Origin of the sequence: Nostoc sp., assembly GCF_036917195.1 — a bacterium.
GTDB lineage: Bacteria > Cyanobacteriota > Cyanobacteriia > Cyanobacteriales > Nostocaceae > Nostoc.
The window spans coordinates 41,481-62,858 of record NZ_JBALDG010000095.1; the positions used below are offsets into that span (position 1 = coordinate 41,481).

Genomic DNA, 21,378 nt, shown 5'->3' on the forward strand with positions numbered 1-21,378 from the left:
AAGAGGAGTGCAGTCTTGCGGTCTCCCCAAGAGGAGCAACTCGGGGGATTTAAACCCCGACTGTAGCTTGCTTCCCGCAGGGTAACTGATCAAAGGCAAAGTGGCTCAGACTCCGCGCTACATGTAGACGTAGGAGTCTTAAACCCTTTTATTTACGATAACACCTGAACTCTGACAAATAACAACTGACCACTGACTACAGACATTTCATAAAATGATAGTAAATAATGCCTCATATCAATTTAAATTTTTTACTGTTGGCTTATCTCTACAACTGTTGATGTTTGCCTTACCTAGTTTGGCGCAATCAGAATCAGTCACATCAAAAGCCAGCCTACCAGAGCAATTCGTTTTTCAAGAGACTTTTGAACCACCTGGAGAGCCAGAACCAAAAAGTGAAACTGTTGGTGCAGGTTCTCGTGATGGGCTAAGGTGTTCTGAGAATGAACAGCCCATTAGACCTTTGATGCCAAAGCGTAACTTTGGGTTAACCTTCCAAGATCATCCTCCCGTATTCATTTCCTTACCCAAAACTTCAGCACAGAAGGTTGTGCTGACCTTTAAAGATGAAACGGGTAACTATTATGAAAGAACTTTTTTACCTATTACTGCTAGTGGAGGAATTGTTAGCTTCACTCAACCTAAAGAAAAAACGCCGCTAACCGTAGGTAAAAATTACGAATGGTCATTGGTAGTTGTCTGTGGAAAAACTGTGCAACCAGACGATCCTATATTTAAAGGTTGGGTACAACGAGTTGCAAAAACTACCAAAGTAGATAGAGAATTGAGCCAGTTGACTACTATTGGTCAAGCAAACTGGTATGCACAGAGAGGATACTGGTATGAAATGCTTATGACTATAGAGAAAGCTAAGAAAGCTGAACCCAAGAATACCCAATTAAAATAATTCGTAATTAATTACGAATCATTTAGTCAATCATCCTGTTGTAATATCTTATCTATCAACTGCTGATTTTCTTTGCCTTCTGCTTGTTTGAAATATTCAATCGCAATTTTTCCAGCAGCAGGTTGCTCTTTTGCAACCGCAAGTAGTAACTTGAGAGTTTGCTGGAGTTGGATTTTCTCAAGCTGCTTAGTTGCAAACATAGGTAGAATGATCGAAGCAAGTATTAATCCCAATAATGGAGGAATAATCGGAATCCACCAACTTTGTAAAAATGCCAGATAACTAAACACGATTAATCCCAGTCCAGTGCTAGTGACGACAAACATTAATTGTCTGGGTGATTTTAATCGCCAACCAATTAATGCTCCTATCCCTGACCAAAGCAAAATCCATAAGCTTTCCCATATCTCAGGCCAAGTCCGCAGCATTCCTCTTCCTTGTAGTGCTGCGGTTAATATTTGACTGACAGTATTAGCATGAATAAATACTCCTGCCATTTGTTTTGCTGATCCAAATAACCGATTGTTATAAGGTGTTTGAAAAAAATCATTAATACTTTCAGCTGTTGCACCAATCAAAACAATACGATTTTGGATTTTTTCTTTTGGTATCCGTTCTTGCAACAAATCTGTGATGGAGAAGCTTTGAAAATGTTGTTCTGTACCTTGATAGTTAAGTAAAATTTGATAACCTCCAGTATCAGATCGGACATAGCCTCCGTCAAAAGGTTGCAAGGGTATTAATAAGGCTTTACCAAGCTGGATATGATGATGATTTTGAGGATGAGGATGAGGAGTGATGCCAAGAGTTTTTAAGTATTGTAGTGCTAATTGTAAACTCAAACTCTGCCGTAATTGATTTTTTGACGATAGCGTAGCAGTAGCGAGTCCGCGAGTATCTGGCTGCGCCAACGTCAAGGGCGATCGCACTGTCAATAAGGCACGACGTACCTTACCATCTCCATCCAATACTTGGTCACTAAAACCCACCTGGTTTAATTGGGCTAATACTCTTGCTGGTGCAACCTTAGTGCCTACGACTTTATCAATACCAATAAGATTGGGAGTAGTTTTGAACAATTCTACTAATTCTTGATACCCCGGTTCTACTGGCAAATCTCGATATAAATCCAATCCAATTAATTTAGATTGATAAGTTTTCAATTTGTCCAGCGCTTTAACCAAAATATTATCAGGTATGGGGTATTGTCCTATTTTTTGTAAATCTGGTTCATCAATTGTAATTACAACAACACGAGAATCAATTCCTGCTTGGGGTCGTTGTTGCAAAAAGCTATCAAACATATTCCATTCCATTCCCTGTAATAAACCAATGAAGCGTAGCAGGATAATAAAACTAGTAATACCAATTGCAAAGCTGACAATACATAGTTTATCAAAGTGTAATACAGCATTTAATTTAGCAGCTTTTCGGGCTTGGTTCAGAATCCGATTCGCTTCCTTCGCAGCTGCCAGAGTAAACTGTGCTTTTTCTAATTCAATTTTTTCAGCGTTTAAATTTATTTCAATTTCTTGTTTATCCAACTGTTGACTAGTAGCAAGAAACCGATAGTCTATATTAGAAAGCTTTTTATTTTCTGACCAAGCTACTGCTTCTTTTAATCTTATATCTCTTAATAGTTGAGTACTATCTTGCTGATTACTATCAACCCAATTTTTAAGATTTTGAGAATATGGGCGTAAATTTTCTAGTTTTTTAGCAACCCAATCTAAATTAAATATAGCTTGATATATTTTATTTTTTATTCGAGTTTTTCCTTGAAATATGATAACCAATCCCGATAAAATTAACTCATTCTTTTCTCTAATATCATCAATTGTGACTTCTTCACCCATTAAAATTTGCTGATAGACTCCTAATAATCTTCCTGCCGTTTGCTCGTTATCTAGAAGATGCGAACTTATAGTTCTTAAGTGTTCCGGTTCATCTTGAAACTCCCAATTATTTATAATATGTGACCTAACTAAATCACTAATAAATAGTTGAGAATTATTTATTAGTGATTTATCTCTATTCTTACATTGTTCATTTACCACAATTTGACATAGCTTTTGAGTAAGAAATGGTTGTCCACCAGTCCAAAGTAATATCTCTTTTAAAATAAGTTTTGGATTAACTACTTTTCCTTCCAATCCTTTTGTTAAAGGAATAGTTTCTTGTAGCTTAAAACCCTGAATTTCTATTGATTTACCAATATTAAATGGTGTACGTGTTTTATCTTGAATCAAATCCAATGGAGTTGCAACTCCGAAAATAGCAAAGGTAATACGTTTATATTCATGATTGATAGCTCGTTGATTATAGCAAAACCGAATCAATGCAAAAAAATCATCAATTGAGAAATCTAAACTTAAAATACTATCAATTTCATCAATAAAGATAAATAATCGTTTTTCAGGAAAATGAAGCTGTAATAATTCCTCAATAAACCACCTTAATCTTTCTAGTAAAGATATATCTTCTTGTTCACGCCACCAACTTTTTAAATTGATTTTATTTAATAAATTAAAACCTAACCATAAATCACCAACTACACTCTTATACCACTGGAGTGGGGTGATATGGGAAGTACCAATAATCGACATATCAATGGTACTGCATTTAAATCCTTCTTGTTCCAAGCGATGTTTTGTACTTGCAAGCAGAGAGGATTTACCCATTTGTCGAGAGTTCAATATATAGCAAAACTCTCCCTGCTTAAGAGCTTCATAAAGCAGGTAATCTGCTTGTCTTAACACATAACTAGGTGCATTAACTGTTAAACTTCCACCGACTTGGTATTTATAATCAATCATAGGTTTATAAGATGATGTCTAAATGGATTCTGGCAGCATTGAACAAATACACGCCAACAGTAAATTTAATGAATTAGCCAAGCTTAAGAGCAAATCTCACACCACAATATGATTATGCTGTAATTGCAGAGAATTTTGTCAAAGAGTTGCGTGAAAATCGACCTAGAGGAATATCTGGTTTGACTATGACTGCAACTACTACTCCAGCTTTAACTGATAATAAGAAGTACTATATAGTTTGAGGTATGCCAGATTATATTCTCCCAAAAAGCTCTATGATTGCTCTACCTGGTATTGCTATCCAAGATAATATCTACGAAAGTTCTAATTCTCTAGTGTATCGGGGCATCAGAGACGATGGACTAGCGGTCGTCGTAAAAATTCTCAAGCAAAATTATCCCTCACTTTAAGAACTAACCCGCTACAGACACAAATATGAAATTACCAGTTTGCTCAAAGAGGAGGGAGTTGTCAAAGCATACAGCCAGCAGGACTATCAACGCACTCTCGTCATTATCTTAGAAGACTTTGGCGGCAAATCACTAAAGCGATGGATGCAGCAGCGACCAGAATTTTTCTGCCCCATGCTTGTACCTACTTTTCTGCGGCTTGCGATCAACCTCACAGACATTCTGGGCAGAATCCATGCCACTAATGTCATTCACAACGAAGTTTTCCTGGAGCTAGTGACAGCCGTTCAGCGGGGTTTAATTGTGCCGATCTCTGACTTAGATGAACAACTCTTGGTGCAGGATTATAAATTCCTGCATGATCGCGTCCAGCAAGCTGCCTATGCTTTAATTGATGAGTCCCACAAACAAGTGGTTCACTTACAAATCGGGCGAAATATCCTCGAAAACCCTGCACCAGAGCGGTTATTTGAGACCGTGGATCATTTGAATCAGGGGATTGAGCTTGTCACCGACCAATCGGAACGTCATAAAATTGCTCAATTAAACTTAATCGCAGGTCAAAAAGCCAAAGTTGCGATCGCAACTTGTGACTGAACAACCTGATCAGCGGATTTTAATTATTACTATTGATGAAGCAGATATTCAATACCAAATCAATATCGCTATTTTCAACTAAATCCGTCAAATCCAGTTACAGCAAGCATTTACCTTTTGCGGATGAGTCTATTATAGGCGCTATAGTCATCAGAACTAAGTACACCTTCGTAGCTTGAACCCAGGATTGATTCCAATTCGGCGCGAGAACGAGTATCAGCCGCATGAAATAAAGCGAAGTCCGTATTGGCAAAAATCTGTAACCATTTTTTTATCCCTTTGACTACACAGGAATTCCTATATCTTGTCCTGGTACTATCTCTGGTGACCAGTCTGCTGTTTGTGTTTCCCTATACTCACTGCAAATACACGTGTATCTTTGATATTCTACTATTTCGGCCTTTCTACCAACTGTGCTACTTGTTGTGTTTCGATTTTTATTGCTAATCTATGTAATGGCGACTCAAGAGTAAATTGCCTTTATAATGCCTAACTACTGCTTCAAACCCTGTGGTAGAACTGTCTGATTCTGCGGTTGCAATGATGCTCTTGCCTGTGTAACCAATTTTCAGATGCGATCGCGAATAAAAATCTGATGATTAACATCCAGGCACGGATACGTTGCACGAAAATATTTTGGTTTTAAATCGTTAATTTATAAAATTAGGAAAATTTATGTATTTATAAATACAAAATTCTGAAGAAAATACCAGGAAAAACTTTTTATTTTTTGGCAATTATTTTTACTTTATGTATGGTATTCTTGCTAAAAGGGGAATAAAAAACAGTAACAAATGAACAAAAAGTCTGAAATTACTTGAGTTCCCGCCCACAAAAACATAAATCTGGCAAGTATATTGACAATATGTAGGCAAAATTGCAAAAGCATTAATAGGACTTCCAGTATAAAAGGCGCAGATTAGAAGACCTTGCTATTACTTAGATAGTTAAATGTGTCTGCTACAGCTTTTTGTAATGGAGAGATACAGCCTCATGAAGCAGGATATGAATATTTGCAATGACCATATCGTTTATAACTATCAAGATGTTGCCTTATCTTTAGCATTAGGAATTGCTGGTGCGGGTATCAGTACGGCATCTATAACTGCTACCTTTAGTTTGGGATTTATTCACTTTATAGTGCGCGATACGACTTGATGATTCTCAAAGAATACTTGGAAGAAACACCAGTACAGTAGTTTATCAATATCTTTAGGACTTACGCAAAAAACCTCTCAAACTCTTATTCCTCCGTGTCCTCTGCGTCCTTTGTGGTTCGATTTTCCGTTGCTTGTGCGTAAGTCCTAATCTTAAAACATCAACTAGTGCGATCGCAATTATAAATTCTTGGTGGTTATGACATCAGCAAGATTGAGGAAGTAATAGTAAATATTTAGAGTCATGAATGAATGGCACGCTTGAAAAGCGGAAATACAAGTGGATGAAGCAGGGGAGCAAACAATTGCTCCCATTAGGTGTGAGGGTTTGAAGAGTGTATTTACAAAAACAATTTAGCTTTTTTTGGCACAGTGTTTTACTATCTATTTCTTGTTTAGCGATGTCTATCACCAAGCCGATATCTGTCTACGCTATACCAGTTTTGGGTCAAGAGATCCTAAATAATAATGCTAGTGAACAGCAGTTATCATCGCAAAAAACTTTAACTAGAGCAATTGAAACGATTACAAAGATTCGTAGTCTCAGCGAGTTACAATTTGCCAAGAGCAGTGCCGCATATTTATTAAGGACACCCAGAAATCAAAACTCTGTTTCTCAAATCAGTCAAGCCACAACCAATGTCGTATCAGTCACAGATGTGAAGGTGAACACTACAGATAAAGGGATAGAGATAATTTTAGTTACGACCAATTCTCAGCAGTTATCAGTTTCACCGAAAATTGAAGGTAATTCCTACATTGTGAATATACCCAATGCTCAGTTGCAATTAGCGAGTGGGGAGAGTTTTCAACAATCAAAGCCAGTAGCAGGAATTGCACTAGTTACAGTTGCTAATGCGAATCCTAACACGCTGCGGGTGACAGTAGTTGGGGAAACAGGTGCGCCTGTAGTGGAGTTATTTGATAGTCAGACTGAAGGCTTAGTGTTTGGGGTGACAAGTACTGCATCTACGGCACAGCAGCCAACACCGACACCAGAGGAACAACCACCTATTGAGTTAGAGGTGATTGCAGCGCCTGAAGGAAGCTATAACGTTCCTGATGCGACTACAGCCACAAAAACACCAACGCCAGTACGCGACATTCCTCAATCGATTCAGGTGGTTCCCCGGCAAAGTTGGCAAGATCAAGGAGCTGTTAATACTATTGATGCCTTAAGAAGCGTTGGTGTTGTCCAAGCCTCTAATTCGCCAACTAATGGTGATGTCTTTACAATTAGAGGTTTTCAGACGAGCAATATCCTTCGCAACGGTCTCAAGGACTATACAGCAGGAGCAGTATCAGGACAATCTCAACTCGCTAACATTGAAAGGTTAGAGGTTCTAAGGGGGCCAGCTTCTGTGCTTTACGGTCAAGGTAATCCGGGTGGCACGATTAACTTTGTCACCAAGCAGCCACTGAGTGAGCCTTACTTCGCCACTAGTATGACTTTTGGCAGTTATAGTTTCTATCAACCAACTTTAGATATCTCTGGCCCTCTTAATTATGACAAAACGCTGCTTTATCGTTTAAATGCTTCCTACATCAGCACAGAAAGTTTTGTTGACTTTTTTTACAATCAGCGTTATCTAATTGCACCTGTTTTCAGTTGGCAAATAAGTAAAAATACGAAGCTAACTTTTGAAGGTGAGTTCCGAGATCAGCAGCAGGCCCATAGAACGGGTCTACCTGCTGTCGGAACTGTCTTGCCTAATCGAAATGGAAAGATTCCACTCAATGTAAACACATTAGATGAAGGTGCTACAAACAATCGTCGTTCCATGCTATTGGGCTATAACTTTGAACATCGCTTTAGTGATAATTGGTCTTTGGTAAATGCTTTTAATATTAGGTCTCTAAGATATAGAACAGATACTGCCAATCCTAGCTCTCTACGAGCCGATCAACGGAGCGTAAACCGCACACGGCAAGACTATATAGGAGCGCCTGCTGCCGATGATGAGTATGCTCTAGACAATCATGTGGTAGGTAAATTTAAAACTGGTAGCCTTGGACATGAATTAGTTGCTGACTTTGACTTGTACAGAGATATTGTTCAATTTGATCAAACGATGCGGTTTCTTGCTCCTCTAGATTTGTTCAACCCTGTCTACGGTCAACCTCCTAGTGGTATTGTTTCTAGAATTAATCAGAAAACTAAAAACGATCAGCTTGGCTTTTATGTTCAAGATATAGTCTCACTTACTAATAACCTGAACTTGGTTCTGGGTGGACGCGGAGATTTTGTCGATAATAAAGTTACCAATTTTTTAAGGGCAAATGGCAATCAAAGTCAATCAGACTTTGCATTTAGTCCTCGTGTAGGTTTTGTTTATAAGCCTATCCCACCCGTTTCACTCTATGCCAGTTACAGTGAATCATTCTTCCAGAATATTGGAACTACGTTCGAGGGTAATTTATTTGAACCTAGTCGTGGTACTCAATATGAAGTAGGAGTTAAAGCTGATTTCTTCAGTGGGAAGCTGTCTTCAACCCTGGCTTTGTATCAACTGACTCAATCCAATATTTTGACGACTGACCCTAATCATCTAAACTACTCTATCGCAACAGGGGAACAACGCAGCCGAGGTATTGAACTCAATGTCACAGGAAAGATATTACCAGGCTGGAATGTGATTGCTTCCTATGCTTATACAGATGGACAGGTGACAAAGGACAGCAACCTATCTACTATTGGCAATCAACTAGTGAACGTTCCTGAGAATAGCGCGAGTTTGTGGACAACTTACACCTTTGCTAAGGGGAATTTACAAGGGTTAGGGTTTGGACTAGGTTTATTCTATGTCGGCGATCGGCAGGGGGATCTGAGCAACTCGTTTAGTGTACCCAGTTATTTACGCCTTGATGCTGCTGTCTACTATCGACTAGATCGCCTTCGCTTCGCGCTTAACCTCAAGAATCTGTCCGATGTTCAGTACTTCACCGCCCGAAATATCAACCTTGTTTATCCTGAAGATTCATTTATTGTGGAGGGAACGGTAAGTTGGGAGTTTTGACAGGACAATAGTCGAATGGCACGCTTGAAAAATTGATTATTCCCAAATCTTGATGTTTTAGAGTATTTATGTCTGATGATATCGATGTTGTTTGGATCAGTTCTAGTCATGTATTGCAGCGTTTTGATCAACCATTACTACAATACATATCGCAGTATATGAATGTGGATCAGTGGGAATATCATCACCATAAAGATGAAGGTAGTTCCATAGATGAAGCTGTAGATTTGATGTATGAATTCTTAGCACACTATTCTCATCCTATACATTTAGCAGGTCATGGTGCGGGTGGTGCGATCGCTTTAACTTTTGCTCGTCGCTATCCTCAAAAAGTGCGATCGTTGGTCTTATTGGCTGTAGCTTCTCAACCTGCTAATACTTGGCATATCCACTATTATCTGCAAAGAAAATTCTTTACTATGAGTCGTGAGCAAGTTTTAGCAAGCTGTGTTCGTCATCTATTTGGTGAGCAACCTCATAATACTACTAAAAAGTTAATGGCTATATTATCTAAAGATTTAGAACAATCCCCTCTTTTACACTCTCTTTTTAAGTTAATTGAGTTACCTGAAGGTGGGGTTAATATGCCTATAATGGTATGTGGTAGTAAAGATGATCCTATTGTTAATTTACCTGCCTTAAAAGGCTGGTTAAAAGAGCTTAAATCTGAAGATAATCTGTGGGAATGTCCCAAAGGTTATCATTTTTTTCACTACTTTTATCCTCAACAAGTTTGCGAACAAATGTTGAGCTTCTGGCGACCATATCATCTACAATCAATGCTGAAATCTCAACTAATTTCTCAAAATTTGACAAATTAACAAGTATTCTTTAGAGACGTATATAGGAATCCTATCTGATTTGTGAAAATTAACGTTGTCCAGATCCCTGACTTCGTAAAAGTTGTCGAGGATCTAACTTTTCACGAATGATTTAGGACTGCTATATATACCCCGGATTCCTCTTGCACAATCAAGACGCGAGCGATCGCTCTAACATAACTTAACCTGAGTTCGGGATAAGGAAAGGAGCAGGTAGTAAGCTGAAAATAGGCTATTCGTCTCCATTGGGGTATTGAGAATGGTTTACACTGGACAATGGACGTCACCTTCGATAAAGATGGTTACCGTATTCGTACTGGATATGCACCACAGAATCTTGCTCTTTTACGACGGATTGCCCTTAGAGGGTGTTTGAATCGAGAGAAATCTTTTAAACGCAGTAATCGCCAAAAATCAAATCGAGCCACAATGGATAATAATTATATGCTTACTATTCTTGCTGGTTGTTTATCTCAACATTTCTGGAGGTCTCTAAATCCGCTTGTCAATAGTATTTGAGACGCGTTTACCTTATCTAACATCACCTGTATCTTCTTTTTTACACCCACTGGAAGAAACCAGGAGTAAACAAATAAAGCGTGCAAAAGCGTAACCTCATTTCTTTTGGCTTGATTGCACAAATCTTTGGTCATCGATGAGAGATTAAGATAACCTTACTTTTGTCAACTAGTAATTATACTTAAGGTTTAGAAAAAGCAGCGAAACGAAGCTAACTCTTGTCACGAATCCATGAACACAAATATTTCTCGTCCGCAAAAATACTATATTCGCATATTGAGCTTATGCATAGGTATCTTAGTAGTATTGTTGGGTATTTTTGCCAGCATTTCTTATGGTGCTGCTGACATTCCCATTGCCAAAATACTGACTGCATTTACTAATTATGATGACTCCACTGAACACATAATTATCCGCTCAATGCGCCTACCACGTACACTGATTGCAAGTATGGTTGGTGCTAGTTTGGCTATAGCCGGAGCATTGATGCAAGGACTAACCCAAAATCCCCTAGCCGCACCAGGAATCTTAGGGATCAATGCAGGTGCAGCCTTAGCAGTGGTGACAGTGGTTTTTGGTTTGGGTACATCTTCAGCACCTCTAATTACCCTTGTAGCATTTATCGGAGCCTTAATAGCAGCGATCGCAGTTTATTCCCTCGGTTCACTTGGACATGGAGGCTCAACACCATTGAATCTCACTATTGCTGGTGCAGTTATAACTGCCTTGCTATCTTCAATTACTACAGGTGGACTAATTTTAAGCTCACGCACTCTTGAAGAAGTCCGCTTCTGGTTAGCAGGTTCTCTAGCAGGACGAGACTTCAATCTATTCCTGACTGTACTCCCCTGGATGATAGTAGGGCTATTAACAGCTTTTGCCTTGAGTAGACAAATCAACGTCCTCAGTTTAGGAGAATCGGTGGCTACAAGCTTAGGTCAGCAAACAGGTTGGATCAAGTTGGCAACAGCATCAAGCGTTGTCATATTAGCAGGTAGTGCTGTAGCACTAGCAGGGCCTATCGGCTTTGTGGGTCTGGTAGTTCCCCATCTGGCGCGGGGAGTAATGGGTGTTGATTATCGTTGGGTATTGCCTTGTACAGCCGTGTTTGGTGCAGGTTTACTAATATGGGCAGACTTAGCAGCCCGTTGGTTAATTAGACCCCAAGAATTGCCTGTTGGCGTAATGACAGCACTGTTAGGAGCGCCCTTTTTGTTGTATTTAGTGCGTTGGCGGGTGAAAAGAGAATGATAACAATTCAAAATTCAAAATTTAAAATTCAAAATTCAATAGTTAGTAACCAGCCTGTAATTAGAGCATTGTTACTACTGCTATTACTTACGCTCGCAGTCTTGGGAATGAGTCTTAGTTTAGGAGATTATCCTGTGCCGCCAGTAGACATAGTGAAAGCTGTTGTTGGTTTACCAACTCAAGACGCAGAATCTCCCTTTGTTGTTGTCACTTTGCGTTTACCGAGAGTGTTAATCTCCTGGTTGGTAGGAGTGGGCTTGGCAGTTGCGGGTGCAATTTTACAAGGATTGACACGTAATCCTTTAGCTGACCCTAGCATTGTTGGGGTAAATGCAGGTGCAGCTTTAGCAGCTGTTACCTTAATCGTATTATTCCCGGCTGTACCGACTATGTATTTACCCTTTGCTGCCTTTAGTGGTGCTTTTGTTGTAGCGTGTTTGATCTACTTGCTAGCTGGGACAGGAGAAAAATCACCTCTGCGATTGGTTTTAGTGGGAGTAGCATTAGCAGCAATTATGGGAGCTTTTACAACTTTGATGCTAACTTTTGGTCAAATCAATGATGTTACTAGAGCATTGGTTTGGTTGGCGGGTAGTGTCGCTGGTAAAAGTTGGGAGCAAGTCTGGCAATTGCTACCTTGGATAGTTATCTTCGTTCCCTTGGCTTTACTGCTGGCACGGCAACTGGATACTCTGCAACTGGGTGATGCTGTAGCCAAAGGACTCGGTAGCCGGATCACATGGCAAAGGAGCAAATTATTGTTAGTAAGTGTAGCACTGGCTGGGTCAAGTGTGGCGATCGCCGGCACAATTGGCTTTATTGGATTAATGGCTCCCCATTTAGCACGTAAACTTGTTGGGTCAATACATCAAAATTTATTGCCAGTTGCTGCTTTAATCGGAGGATTACTGGTAGCAGCAGCAGATTTTTTGGGTAGGACTTTATTTTCTCCGACAGAATTGCCATGTGGTTTGCTAACTGCTGCCTTAGGAGCGCCTTTTTTTATCTATTTACTGTATCAAAGACGGCAAAGATGAGTAGCAAAGGAGAATCTAATGTCAGAGTATCTTTACCAAGCGGAGGACTAAGTACCCAATATTATTGGTAATATGATCTAATATGATCTAATATGATCTAAATATCTATCCTCAAAGGCGATCGTTAACTTTAGGGGAATATTTGGTTTCTGATAACCAGATTTTTACAAGATGCTTTGCTCCAGCATTTTGACTAGCTTGATCGATTAGATTTTGGTCATTCCCCTGCCAAGAATCATTAAGTTGGATTCAAAAGCGATAGCTTTGCCAACGCCTGCCGTAGGATGCCCGTTCGCCGTAAGGCGTCCCGTTAGGGAAGGGCTGTAGGGCGAACGCAACAACGCGCTATGCGGTAATGCGATCTGCCAGCAGCTACTTTGCGGCTATGTACTTTAGATCAATTATCCTTGCAATCAGAAAGTCTTATGGACAACACAGTCCTTGAAACCCAACATCTGGGTCTGGCTTATGATGGCAAACCCATCATATCCGGTCTTAACTTATTGATTCCCACAGGACAAATTACTGCTCTAGTTGGCCCCAATGGTTGTGGGAAATCTACTCTACTGCGAGGTTTAGCCAGATTACTCAAACCCCATACTGGTACTGTATATCTCAATGGTGCTGATATTTTTCGACAGTCAACGACCAAAGTTGCACAGCAACTCGGTATTCTTCCTCAAGGACCAGTTGCACCAGAAGGTTTGACTGTGAGAGACTTGGTAGCACAAGGTCGTTATCCATATCAAAAAAGTTGGCTGCAATCTTGGACAACTGAAGACGAACGTCAAGTCCGCAAAGCACTAACAACTACAGACCTCAACGAATTAGCCCATAGAGCCGTAGATACCCTTTCGGGTGGACAGAAACAACGTGCTTGGATAGCCATGACTTTAGCGCAAGATACGCAGATTCTCTTGTTGGATGAACCGACAACTTTTTTAGATTTAGCTCATCAAGTGGAGGTGCTAGAGTTACTGTGGGATTTGAATCAACTTGAGGGGCGGACAATTGTCATGGTGTTGCATGACCTGAATCAGGCGTGTCGTTATGCTCATCAGCTAGTAGCTTTACGTGATGGCGCTGTTATGGCTTATGGAACTCCAGCAGACGTTATGACAGAAGAAATGGTGCAGGAGGTGTTTGGATTAGCTTGTCGAATTGTACCAGACCCAGTAGTAGGAACACCTTTGTGTTTACCTTTAAAAAAGAAATGATGGCACAGGGTCTTGAGATAGAGCATACACAATATATTGATGCGTGCAGGAGTTGAAAAAAACAGACATTTTTCTACAGACCTTTTGTTTTTTGTAAGTTTTTGCAACATAATCTCTTGCACAGCCAATACGTGATCGCTCTAACATCACCTGTATCTTCTTGACTGTATATGCCTAAGTTCTGCTTTGTTGTGCTGCTTACGCTATTGGTGATTTCTGCTTGCAGTTCCTTTGGTCGTCAATTATCAACCCGCGATATAGCCGTTGTTCCCTCAAATCAAATATCACCTGTCCCCGTCCACGTAATCAAACACGCAATGGGTCAGACTTTAGTTCCCGTTCATCCTCAACGAGTTGTAGTCATAGATCCGTGGCTTGTGGAAATACCTCTAGCTCTGGGAGCCAATCTGATAGGTGCTCCAGATCCAACTAAAACTCTCCAAGGGCTAGGTTTAGACGATAAGCACCCAGGCGTTGAAAACATTGGTGCGGTTCTGACACCACCGAACATGGAGAAGGTTATAACTCTCAAGCCGGACTTGATCTTAGGTACGACGCGGAACCGGGATACTTACAGTTTATGGTCTCACATTGCACCCACCGTTCTGCTGAAAGTGCAAAGCAATGGAGACTGGAAACAACCGTTTATGCCAGCAGCAAAAGCTCTGGGGAAAACCGAAACAGCAAAACGTTTAATGGATAACTATAACGCACGCTTAACCGAGTTGAAACAAAAGATAAGTTCCCGACTCAAAAAAACTTTAGTTTCCGTTGTGCGCCTGATCCCAGAGACGATTAACCCCTTAACCAAGGGTGCATTCTCTGGAGTAATTTTAGAGGATGCTGGTTTAATCCGTCCTCTTTCGCAAAATTTGGATGCTAAAGCAACTCAAAAAAAAGCAGGCAACCCTGTTGGCTACAACATCTCTCCAGAAGTCCTCACCCAGATAGATGGTGATATTCTATTTCTAGTGCGCTACGGCTTCAAAGACCCTCCACAGTCAAAGATAGCTGTCAAGAAACTCATGGCAGAACCTCTGTGGTCAAAGCTTAATGTTGTTAAGCAGGGTAAAGTTTATGTAGTTGATGATTATTATTGGCTTACAGGTAGCTACATATCAGCTAATCGAGTTATTGATGATTTATCTAATTATATCTTGCACCCACTGGAAGAAACTAGGAATAAATGAATAAAGCGTGCAAAAGTCTAACATCATTTTTATTGGTGGTTAATTTTCGACTTATCAGTCTCAAGCCCACACGATAAAAGGCAAACAGTATCTAATATGTTCTTATTCATGCATATTACTCATGCTGTTTTTATTTGTCAATATTATTATTCATACCGCATTCAAATAACCTACTTAGACAAATTGCCATAAACCAACTGGTGCAAAATGTAAGATTAGTAACCAAAAACAAGTCGATGAAACCTATTAAATGATATTCAATCTAACTCTCAACAAGCAAACTCTGATTGAGCGCATTAGCCAACTTGCACGCGATAAGTTCGCCTCTCGCGCCGCTGGTTATGACTACAATGGTAGCTTCCCAAGAGAAGATTTTGAAGACCTTTTTCAAGCAGGTCTGAATGCGCCTGTTGTGCCGACTGAATACGGTGGTTTAGGGTTAGGACATGATAGCGATATCTTTACCCTATGGATGATGACTAAGGAACTGGCAAAAGTGGATTTATCCTTAGCCCGTTGCTGGGAAGGACACGCAAATGCCCAAGTTTTACTAGCGGCTATGGCTAATGAGTCTCAAAAAAAGCGCTGGTTTGAGGGTATTGTCCAGCATGGCGAGAAATGGGCGGCTTGGAGTGGAGAACCCCAGTCTCAGATTCCAGGTCAAGAAGCCAGCCTTGGCACAAGTGTTCAAGTGGTAGATGAGGGATATATCATTGATGGCACAAAGGTATTCGCTACCAGTGCCCCAGAAGCACAGTGGGCAATTCTCTTGGTCAACACAGCAGGGCCTGGGGGAGCGCGTCATGGTAATGGCTCACCGACATCAGTGTTGTTACTAGCCTGCAACTTATCCGACCCCAGTATTAGCTTTGATAATAGTTGGTGGCAGCCAATTGGGATGAGAGGTACAGTCAGTTACTTAGTTCGCTTTGAAAGTACTTTCATCCCTAAAGAAAACTTGATTGGCTATCCAGGACAGTACATCCAACAGGAGTGGCAAACGCGGTTTACGCCTCTGTATGGCGCTGCTTTTCTTGGAGCTGCTGAAGGAGCTTATGATTATGCTTTAGCATATATCAACAAACAGCAAAAAGGACACGACCCCTACGTACAACATCGAATTGCTAAGGCAGCAATTAATATAGATACTATGCATCTCTGGCTGCGGCAAGTAGCTACTCTTTGGGAAACAGGCCAGGTCTTAGAGGCGAAACAAGCAGGCAATCGCGCTCGTTACATAACTGAACAACTAGCTTTGGAAACGGTGAATGACTGCATACACGCTTGTGGAGCTCGCTCATTGATTAAACCGAGTCCTGTGGAGCGAATATTGCGAGATTTATCCTTTTACGTATTACATGATAATTGCGATCGCGTTTTATCCTCAATTGGTCAGGAGATTCTGGGGCAATCTTTTGATCGGGCCTATTTCAACACCCACCCAACTCGCCAAGAAAACCTTATAGAGTAATTAATATAATTATAAAAAAAACATTAGACTTGTCGCTTAATAAGGTAAAGTAACGATTGGCGATTGGAATGAGACAGAAAAATGCTAAACGTCAATCAGGTGATGAAAGAAGACGGACTACTGAGGGCATTTACTGGGCTAAACCGTAAGGCATTTGATGAATTATCTTAAGCCTTTGAAATCGTAATCAACCAGGAAGCGATGCCTGCCTAAAAATTCTGTTTCCGACCCCAATTTTAGCAATATTTTAAGTATGATTGCTTATTGACAAATTGTATATAACCTTAACCTCTTACGAATGATCACACCGTAGAATGATTGCTCCAGTCAGTGCAAATAGCTAACCGCTCCCTTTCCCCCTTATCCCTCTCCACCACAATAGCCGACGGTGAAACACACTCTTGCCCAAGGTCGTCATCGTTGATCATCTCAAGAGGCGCTGCCAATATCGCCTCCAGCGCGACAATCTTCGGTATCAACTTCCCAGAGTCATCTTTCTCCACTAGTTCAGAGGTTAGGCTCATCCCATAAGTGTCCTGTATGCGGAACTTCTCACACCAATTCGCTATGAAGATGCACTTAATTATTAAACGAACCGCCCTACCCTGCGGGAGCGCCTTGGGCGAACGGGTGACGCTCGTTCGCCCAAGGCGTCTCCCCTTCTCCCAAAGGGAGAGGCTAGCGCCTGCCGTAGGATGCCCAAAGGGCTGTAGGGAGAAGACTCGCTCTCCGTGGCGCTAACACCAGTCGCCTACGGCGGGAAACCCGCCGGAGAGCGCTGATTCACCAAGTACGCCTTGTACGCCTTGACAGAAGGAGTAATCATTAAGTGCAAGCTCACGGAGAATTGGTATCACACTCCAAAACTTCTTCGGGCTTTAGGTAATCTTGATGCTGTCTGCTGGTGTAAGTCCTCCTGTTCTCCTGTCGGTATCTTTAGGATTGGCAACCTGTCGATAAGTGCATGGAGAGACTGAGGCGATCGCGGCTGTTGCCCCTTAACCCAATGTCACGAAGAAAACATGAAACCCTTGTCAGGACTGGAGGTAGGGGTGTAAGGGCGTGGGGTGTAGGGGAAAAGCGTTGTATAAGCACAAAGCGTAGTTATTTTCTAAGCACGCTTCGTGCTGATTACAAACCTCAAAACTATCAAGAGCTTTGTACTAGGTAATCACAGTTGGCTGTTCCCGTCCTGTCAGTAAGCGGATCTGGGCTATCTCCTGGGCAATAGTAATTAAAGAAGCAAGTGCAAGCTGTGGCTCAAGATCATGTTTTGCGGGATCTGGCTCGTAGCTTTCTAGATAAACTCTTAAGGTTGCACCAAGAGTCCCCGTACCAGAAAGTCGCATTACAATTCGAGAGCCATCGGTAAAACCAATGCGAACACCTTGTTGCTCGCTAACGCTGCTATCAACAGGGTCGGTATAACTAAAGTCATCACTGTATTCAACTTGATAGTTACCGAATTGCTTACCTTTGAGAGTTGGCAATAAAGAACGCAATCTTTCAATTAAATTGGTTGCTTGCCCTGTTTCTATCTCTTCATAGTCATGACGAGAGTAATAATTGCGTCCATAGATTTGCCAGTGTTCCCGTACAACCTGCTCAACAGATTGTTGCCGGACTGCTAGAATATTCAGCCAAAACAGCACAGCCCATAACCCATCTTTTTCGCGGATATGGCTAGAACCAGTACCAAAACTTTCTTCACCGCAGAGAGTAGCTTTACCCGCGTCTAAGAGATTGCCGAAAAACTTCCAACCAGTGGGTGTTTCATAGGATTCAATCCCAATCTGAGCAGCAACTCGATCCACTGCTTGGCTAGTAGGCATTGATCGCGCTACTCCGGCTAAACCTGCACTATAACCAGGGACTAGCTTGGCGTTTGCGGCTAAAACTGCAAGGCTATCGCTAGGGGTGACAAAGAACTTACGCCCTAAGATCATATTGCGATCGCCATCTCCATCAAAAGCTGCCCCAAAGTCTGGCGCATTCTCTGCGTACAAAATATCTACCAACTCATGGGCATAAACCAGATTTGGATCAGGGTGTCCGCCGCCAAAATCTTCCATGGGTGTACCATTACGCACTGTTCCCACTGGTGCGCCCAAACGTTGCTCGAAAATGGCATGGGCATAAGGACCAGCCACTGCATGTAAGGCATCGATGCTGAACCGAAAATTTCCTCTTGTCAACAATTGGTGAATCCGTTCAAAATCAAACAGGGACTCCATTAACTCTTGATAATCATCTACGGAGTCAATTACCTCAACTAGCGTCTCTCCTAAATGTGACTTACCCAAAGTTTCTAAATCTACATCTGGTGCTTCCAGAATTTGGTAGCTATCAATGACTTTACTGCGCTCGTAGATAGCTAAAGTCACCTTTTCCGGTGCTGGACCACCATTGCTAATGTTATATTTCACGCCAAAGTCACCATTTGGCCCGCCCGGATTATGGCTAGCGGACAAGATGATACCACCAATAGCCTGGTGCTTGCGAATAATAACGGAAGTCGCAGGAGTAGACAATATTCCCTGTTGACCAACTTTAATGCGCCCAATGCCATTGGCCGCAGCCATTTTCAAAATGATTTGAATGGCTTGGCGATTGTAATAACGACCATCACCACCCAGAACTAGGGTTTGAAAGCGCAAGTCCCCTATAGAATCGAAGATGGATTGGATAAAATTTTCCAGGTAGTGGGGCTGCTGAAAAACCTTAACTGATTGACGCAGCCCAGAAGTACCAGGTTTTTGGCCGCTTAAGGGAGTAGTAGAGACTTTACGTATGTTCATAGATAATGTTTAACAAAGCATTTTTCTTTTACAGCTTTGCATAAGAATAATATTTTATGAATTATCTGCAAATACAAAAAAGGGAAGAGAAAGCAACATAGAATCGAATACTTTTATCGCAAATCGTGCCTAAAATTGGGGAGTATTTTGCCGCAAGTCGAGGGGCGATTTTTTGGTGCTTATTAGGCAACCCCACAGGCAGAAAACAACGCTTGACGGTGCTGTTCTTCTTGAACCCCGATCAGGTGTAATTGGGTGATCGCCTCCGCAAATTCGTTAGCCTCGCAGGAAGTGTGCAGACTAGATTTGAGATTCGATTAATGCTGGTGTAGTAACAATAGTTCATCAGTATCCAAAATTAATAGGGGATTCTATTTAATAGCGAAGAGAAAGCTGTAATGTTTATTGTACATAAGTTTAGAGCTTTTCGAGCTTGCCATTTGAGTCAGAATCTTCAAAAATATTGCTATGCATAGTTTACAATTTTTGTCAAAGGTAAAAGTTCAGACTCAGGCAATCAAACAATGGCGATATGTGAGGCAAGTATCGGTATCTTAATTATTGTCATTGTGTCGTTTGATGTATTTCAGGTGGTGATCGTTCCTCGTCGCTCACCGCGCACATTTAGAATTTCATCGCTGCTGATCAGATGATTTTGGTTGCCGTGGCGAAAACTAAGTTTGCACGCCGGCAAGCGGCAGGAGTATTTATTGGGAATATTCGCGCCGTTATCGTTGATGCTGCTGCTTACAGTTTGGGTGATTACATTGATCTTTGGGTACGGACTAATCCTGTACGCTTTGCAAGACTCCATTCAACCTGCGATTCGAGATTTTGGTAGTGCCCTTTACGTGGCGGGAACCTCGCTGTTCACCCTTGGATTTGGCGATTTTGTCGCTTTCGGGATTGCGCGGGTGGTAATGCTGACGGCAGCAGGATCGGGATTGGCAGTGATGTCGCTTGTGATCGCGTTTTTATTCTCACTCTACAGTTCCTTACAGCATCGGGAAGTTTTTGTCAATCTCGTCGAGGCCCGAGCTGGCAGTCCTCCATCGGGGGTGACGTTGTTGGAAACTTATACTCGGTTAAAGATTCTTGACCAACTGCCTGGTGACATTGGCGATTGGGAAGTTTGGGCAGCGGAAATTTTGGAGAGCCATCGCGCTTATCCGATTCTCTCGTTTTTTCGCTCGACTCTGGAAGATGATTCCTGGATTAGTACACTCGGTGCAATGCTTGACGCTTGTACACTGTTGCTTACTACCGTGCAAACTGAGCATAGCGGTCGAGCGTATTTGATGCACCGAATGGGCTGTCGTATTGTTCTGGATCTGCATCAGTTGTTTCAACTTCCCTTAGCAGGCATACTCGAAGTTGATCGGGAACAATTTGAGCAGTCACGGGCAAGTTTAGCACAGGCGGGTTTTGTGCTAAAGGATGCAGAATCGGCCTGGCAAAAGTTTTTGGAGATGCACTCCGCTTACAGCAGCTTACTCAACACGTTAGTTGAATACTTCGCCACCAAACCGCCCTTGTGGACTGATCATACTTTCCCTGCTCCTCATCCGCTTGCTCGCCGATTTCGCCGGAAAACGGACTGATGATCGCCTTGCTCAACCTCAAGTCACTGATTCGTAGACTTGATAGCTATCTCGAACCTGGAGCGAGTGCAGTAGTGTCACAGAGGTATTGATAATGGCATTCAGCAGATGTTTGGCAGTAGTTTATATTTTGCAAACTGCTCAAACGTTGTTGGTGTCAGTGCTTCAGGTGTTCGTACTGTAGCGTAAACCCCATCAGGATTGCCAAGAGCGCGGAACAGATTTCCTAGCTCTCGTTGTACATCAGGTGTCGCTCCTGTCGATGCAAGGTACTGCTGTATTGATTCAATAGTCACCTGAACATACTTGATAGAACGATCAAGCACTTGTGAAAGCATAGCAGTTGTTTCAACGAGCGTTAAATTTTCTGGCCCCATCAGATTACGAGTCCACTGCCCTGCCCAAGCATCATCAAGTAAATAGTTTGCTGCCTCATCGCCAATATCATCAGTACTAATCCAAGGAATATCATGGTTATACCATTTCACGAAAAACCTGATACAAATAAAGCCTGCAAAATAAAATTCCAACCTGCAATAGATTTAACCTGAGAAGCTGTCAACTTATCT

Annotated in this window: 16 protein-coding genes and 2 pseudogenes; 13 read left to right on the forward strand and 5 right to left on the reverse strand. The window is 41.6% G+C overall.

Going from position 1 to position 21,378, the window contains the following annotated elements:
* Nucleotides 1–214: 214 nt before the first annotated feature.
* A complete protein-coding gene (locus V7K40_RS32195; protein ID WP_334966943.1) occupies nucleotides 215–907 on the forward strand; it encodes a DUF928 domain-containing protein in 693 nt (230 codons plus the stop codon).
* Nucleotides 908–933: 26 nt separating this feature from the next.
* Here the strand turns inward: V7K40_RS32195 and V7K40_RS32200 are convergent, their stop codons facing one another.
* Nucleotides 934–3,723 carry a CHASE2 domain-containing protein gene (locus V7K40_RS32200; RefSeq protein ID WP_334966944.1) on the reverse strand — a complete coding sequence of 930 codons (2,790 nt, stop codon included), beginning with the start codon at nucleotides 3,721–3,723 and terminating at the stop codon, nucleotides 934–936.
* A 275-nt stretch (nucleotides 3,724–3,998) separates the two neighbouring features.
* Here V7K40_RS32200 and V7K40_RS32205 point away from each other — a divergent pair, with 275 nt between their 5' ends.
* Nucleotides 3,999–4,133, forward strand: a complete 135-nt coding sequence (locus V7K40_RS32205) for a hypothetical protein (protein ID WP_334966945.1) — start codon at nucleotides 3,999–4,001, stop codon at nucleotides 4,131–4,133.
* Between the two features lie 39 nt (nucleotides 4,134–4,172).
* Nucleotides 4,173–4,730, forward strand: coding sequence for a hypothetical protein (locus tag V7K40_RS32210; protein ID WP_334966946.1), 558 nt, complete (start codon nucleotides 4,173–4,175; stop codon nucleotides 4,728–4,730).
* 103 nt (nucleotides 4,731–4,833) lie between these two features.
* Here the strand turns inward: V7K40_RS32210 and V7K40_RS32215 are convergent.
* Nucleotides 4,834–5,177, reverse strand: a pseudogene (locus tag V7K40_RS32215) (transposase); the annotation flags it as partial.
* 558 nt (nucleotides 5,178–5,735) lie between these two features.
* Between V7K40_RS32215 and V7K40_RS32220 the strand changes: the two are divergent.
* From V7K40_RS32220 to V7K40_RS32260, 9 genes and pseudogenes are all read left to right on the forward strand, one after another.
* The gene (locus tag V7K40_RS32220) at nucleotides 5,736–5,888 is read left to right on the forward strand and encodes a hypothetical protein (RefSeq protein WP_334966947.1); all 153 of its coding nucleotides are present in this window, start codon (nucleotides 5,736–5,738) and stop codon (nucleotides 5,886–5,888) included.
* A 400-nt stretch (nucleotides 5,889–6,288) separates the two neighbouring features.
* Entirely contained in the window at nucleotides 6,289–8,904 is a 2,616-nt protein-coding gene (locus V7K40_RS32225; protein ID WP_334966948.1) for a TonB-dependent siderophore receptor, read from the forward strand.
* Between the two features lie 68 nt (nucleotides 8,905–8,972).
* On the forward strand, nucleotides 8,973–9,725 hold the full coding sequence (locus tag V7K40_RS32230) for an alpha/beta fold hydrolase (RefSeq protein ID WP_334966949.1): 753 nt from the start codon (nucleotides 8,973–8,975) through the stop codon (nucleotides 9,723–9,725).
* Between the two features lie 231 nt (nucleotides 9,726–9,956).
* Nucleotides 9,957–10,244 (forward strand): annotated as a pseudogene (locus V7K40_RS32235) (hypothetical protein); the annotation flags it as partial.
* A gap of 231 nt (nucleotides 10,245–10,475) precedes the next feature.
* Complete coding sequence (locus V7K40_RS32240) at nucleotides 10,476–11,495, forward strand: iron ABC transporter permease (protein ID WP_334966950.1); 1,020 nt, start codon at nucleotides 10,476–10,478, stop codon at nucleotides 11,493–11,495.
* Complete coding sequence (locus tag V7K40_RS32245) at nucleotides 11,492–12,532, forward strand: iron ABC transporter permease (protein WP_334966951.1); 1,041 nt, start codon at nucleotides 11,492–11,494, stop codon at nucleotides 12,530–12,532. The genes V7K40_RS32240 and V7K40_RS32245 overlap by 4 nt, the downstream gene beginning before the upstream one ends.
* 425 nt (nucleotides 12,533–12,957) lie before the next feature.
* A complete protein-coding gene (locus V7K40_RS32250) occupies nucleotides 12,958–13,749 on the forward strand; it encodes an ABC transporter ATP-binding protein (RefSeq protein ID WP_334966952.1) in 792 nt (263 codons plus the stop codon).
* 170 nt (nucleotides 13,750–13,919) lie between these two features.
* On the forward strand, nucleotides 13,920–14,939 hold the full coding sequence (locus V7K40_RS32255; RefSeq protein ID WP_334966953.1) for an iron-siderophore ABC transporter substrate-binding protein: 1,020 nt from the start codon (nucleotides 13,920–13,922) through the stop codon (nucleotides 14,937–14,939).
* A 250-nt stretch (nucleotides 14,940–15,189) separates the two neighbouring features.
* Nucleotides 15,190–16,410, forward strand: a complete 1,221-nt coding sequence (locus V7K40_RS32260; protein ID WP_334966954.1) for an acyl-CoA dehydrogenase family protein — start codon at nucleotides 15,190–15,192, stop codon at nucleotides 16,408–16,410.
* Nucleotides 16,411–16,712: 302 nt separating this feature from the next.
* On the opposite strand, the gene V7K40_RS32265 is transcribed toward V7K40_RS32260, so the two are convergent.
* Both V7K40_RS32265 and V7K40_RS32270 read right to left on the reverse strand, forming a co-directional pair.
* Nucleotides 16,713–16,934, reverse strand: coding sequence for a hypothetical protein (locus tag V7K40_RS32265; RefSeq protein WP_334966955.1), 222 nt, complete (start codon nucleotides 16,932–16,934; stop codon nucleotides 16,713–16,715).
* Between the two features lie 639 nt (nucleotides 16,935–17,573).
* Entirely contained in the window at nucleotides 17,574–19,208 is a 1,635-nt protein-coding gene (locus V7K40_RS32270) for an alpha-D-glucose phosphate-specific phosphoglucomutase (protein ID WP_334966956.1), read from the reverse strand.
* Nucleotides 19,209–19,888: 680 nt separating this feature from the next.
* Between V7K40_RS32270 and V7K40_RS32275 the strand changes: the two genes are divergently transcribed.
* A complete protein-coding gene (locus tag V7K40_RS32275; protein ID WP_334966957.1) occupies nucleotides 19,889–20,809 on the forward strand; it encodes a potassium channel family protein in 921 nt (306 codons plus the stop codon).
* A 101-nt stretch (nucleotides 20,810–20,910) separates the two neighbouring features.
* Here V7K40_RS32275 and V7K40_RS32280 read toward each other — a convergent pair whose 3' ends face one another.
* A complete protein-coding gene (locus tag V7K40_RS32280) occupies nucleotides 20,911–21,297 on the reverse strand; it encodes a hypothetical protein (RefSeq protein WP_334966958.1) in 387 nt (128 codons plus the stop codon).
* Nucleotides 21,298–21,378 lie beyond the last annotated feature (81 nt).

Bases quoted from the DNA above. Each gene is read 5' to 3' on its own strand.
- V7K40_RS32195 (WP_334966943.1), top strand. From the start codon at position 215: ATGATAGTAAATAATGCCTCATATCAATTTAAATTTTTTACTGTTGGC.
- V7K40_RS32200 (WP_334966944.1), bottom strand. From the start codon at position 3,723: ATGATTGATTATAAATACCAAGTCGGTGGAAGTTTAACAGTTAATGCA.
- V7K40_RS32205 (WP_334966945.1), top strand. From the start codon at position 3,999: ATGATTGCTCTACCTGGTATTGCTATCCAAGATAATATCTACGAAAGT.
- V7K40_RS32220 (WP_334966947.1), top strand. From the start codon at position 5,736: ATGAATATTTGCAATGACCATATCGTTTATAACTATCAAGATGTTGCC.
- V7K40_RS32225 (WP_334966948.1), top strand. From the start codon at position 6,289: ATGTCTATCACCAAGCCGATATCTGTCTACGCTATACCAGTTTTGGGT.
- V7K40_RS32230 (WP_334966949.1), top strand. From the start codon at position 8,973: ATGTCTGATGATATCGATGTTGTTTGGATCAGTTCTAGTCATGTATTG.
- V7K40_RS32240 (WP_334966950.1), top strand. From the start codon at position 10,476: ATGAACACAAATATTTCTCGTCCGCAAAAATACTATATTCGCATATTG.
- V7K40_RS32245 (WP_334966951.1), top strand. From the start codon at position 11,492: ATGATAACAATTCAAAATTCAAAATTTAAAATTCAAAATTCAATAGTT.
- V7K40_RS32250 (WP_334966952.1), top strand. From the start codon at position 12,958: ATGGACAACACAGTCCTTGAAACCCAACATCTGGGTCTGGCTTATGAT.
- V7K40_RS32255 (WP_334966953.1), top strand. From the start codon at position 13,920: ATGCCTAAGTTCTGCTTTGTTGTGCTGCTTACGCTATTGGTGATTTCT.
- V7K40_RS32260 (WP_334966954.1), top strand. From the start codon at position 15,190: ATGATATTCAATCTAACTCTCAACAAGCAAACTCTGATTGAGCGCATT.
- V7K40_RS32265 (WP_334966955.1), bottom strand. From the start codon at position 16,934: ATGAGCCTAACCTCTGAACTAGTGGAGAAAGATGACTCTGGGAAGTTG.
- V7K40_RS32270 (WP_334966956.1), bottom strand. From the start codon at position 19,208: ATGAACATACGTAAAGTCTCTACTACTCCCTTAAGCGGCCAAAAACCT.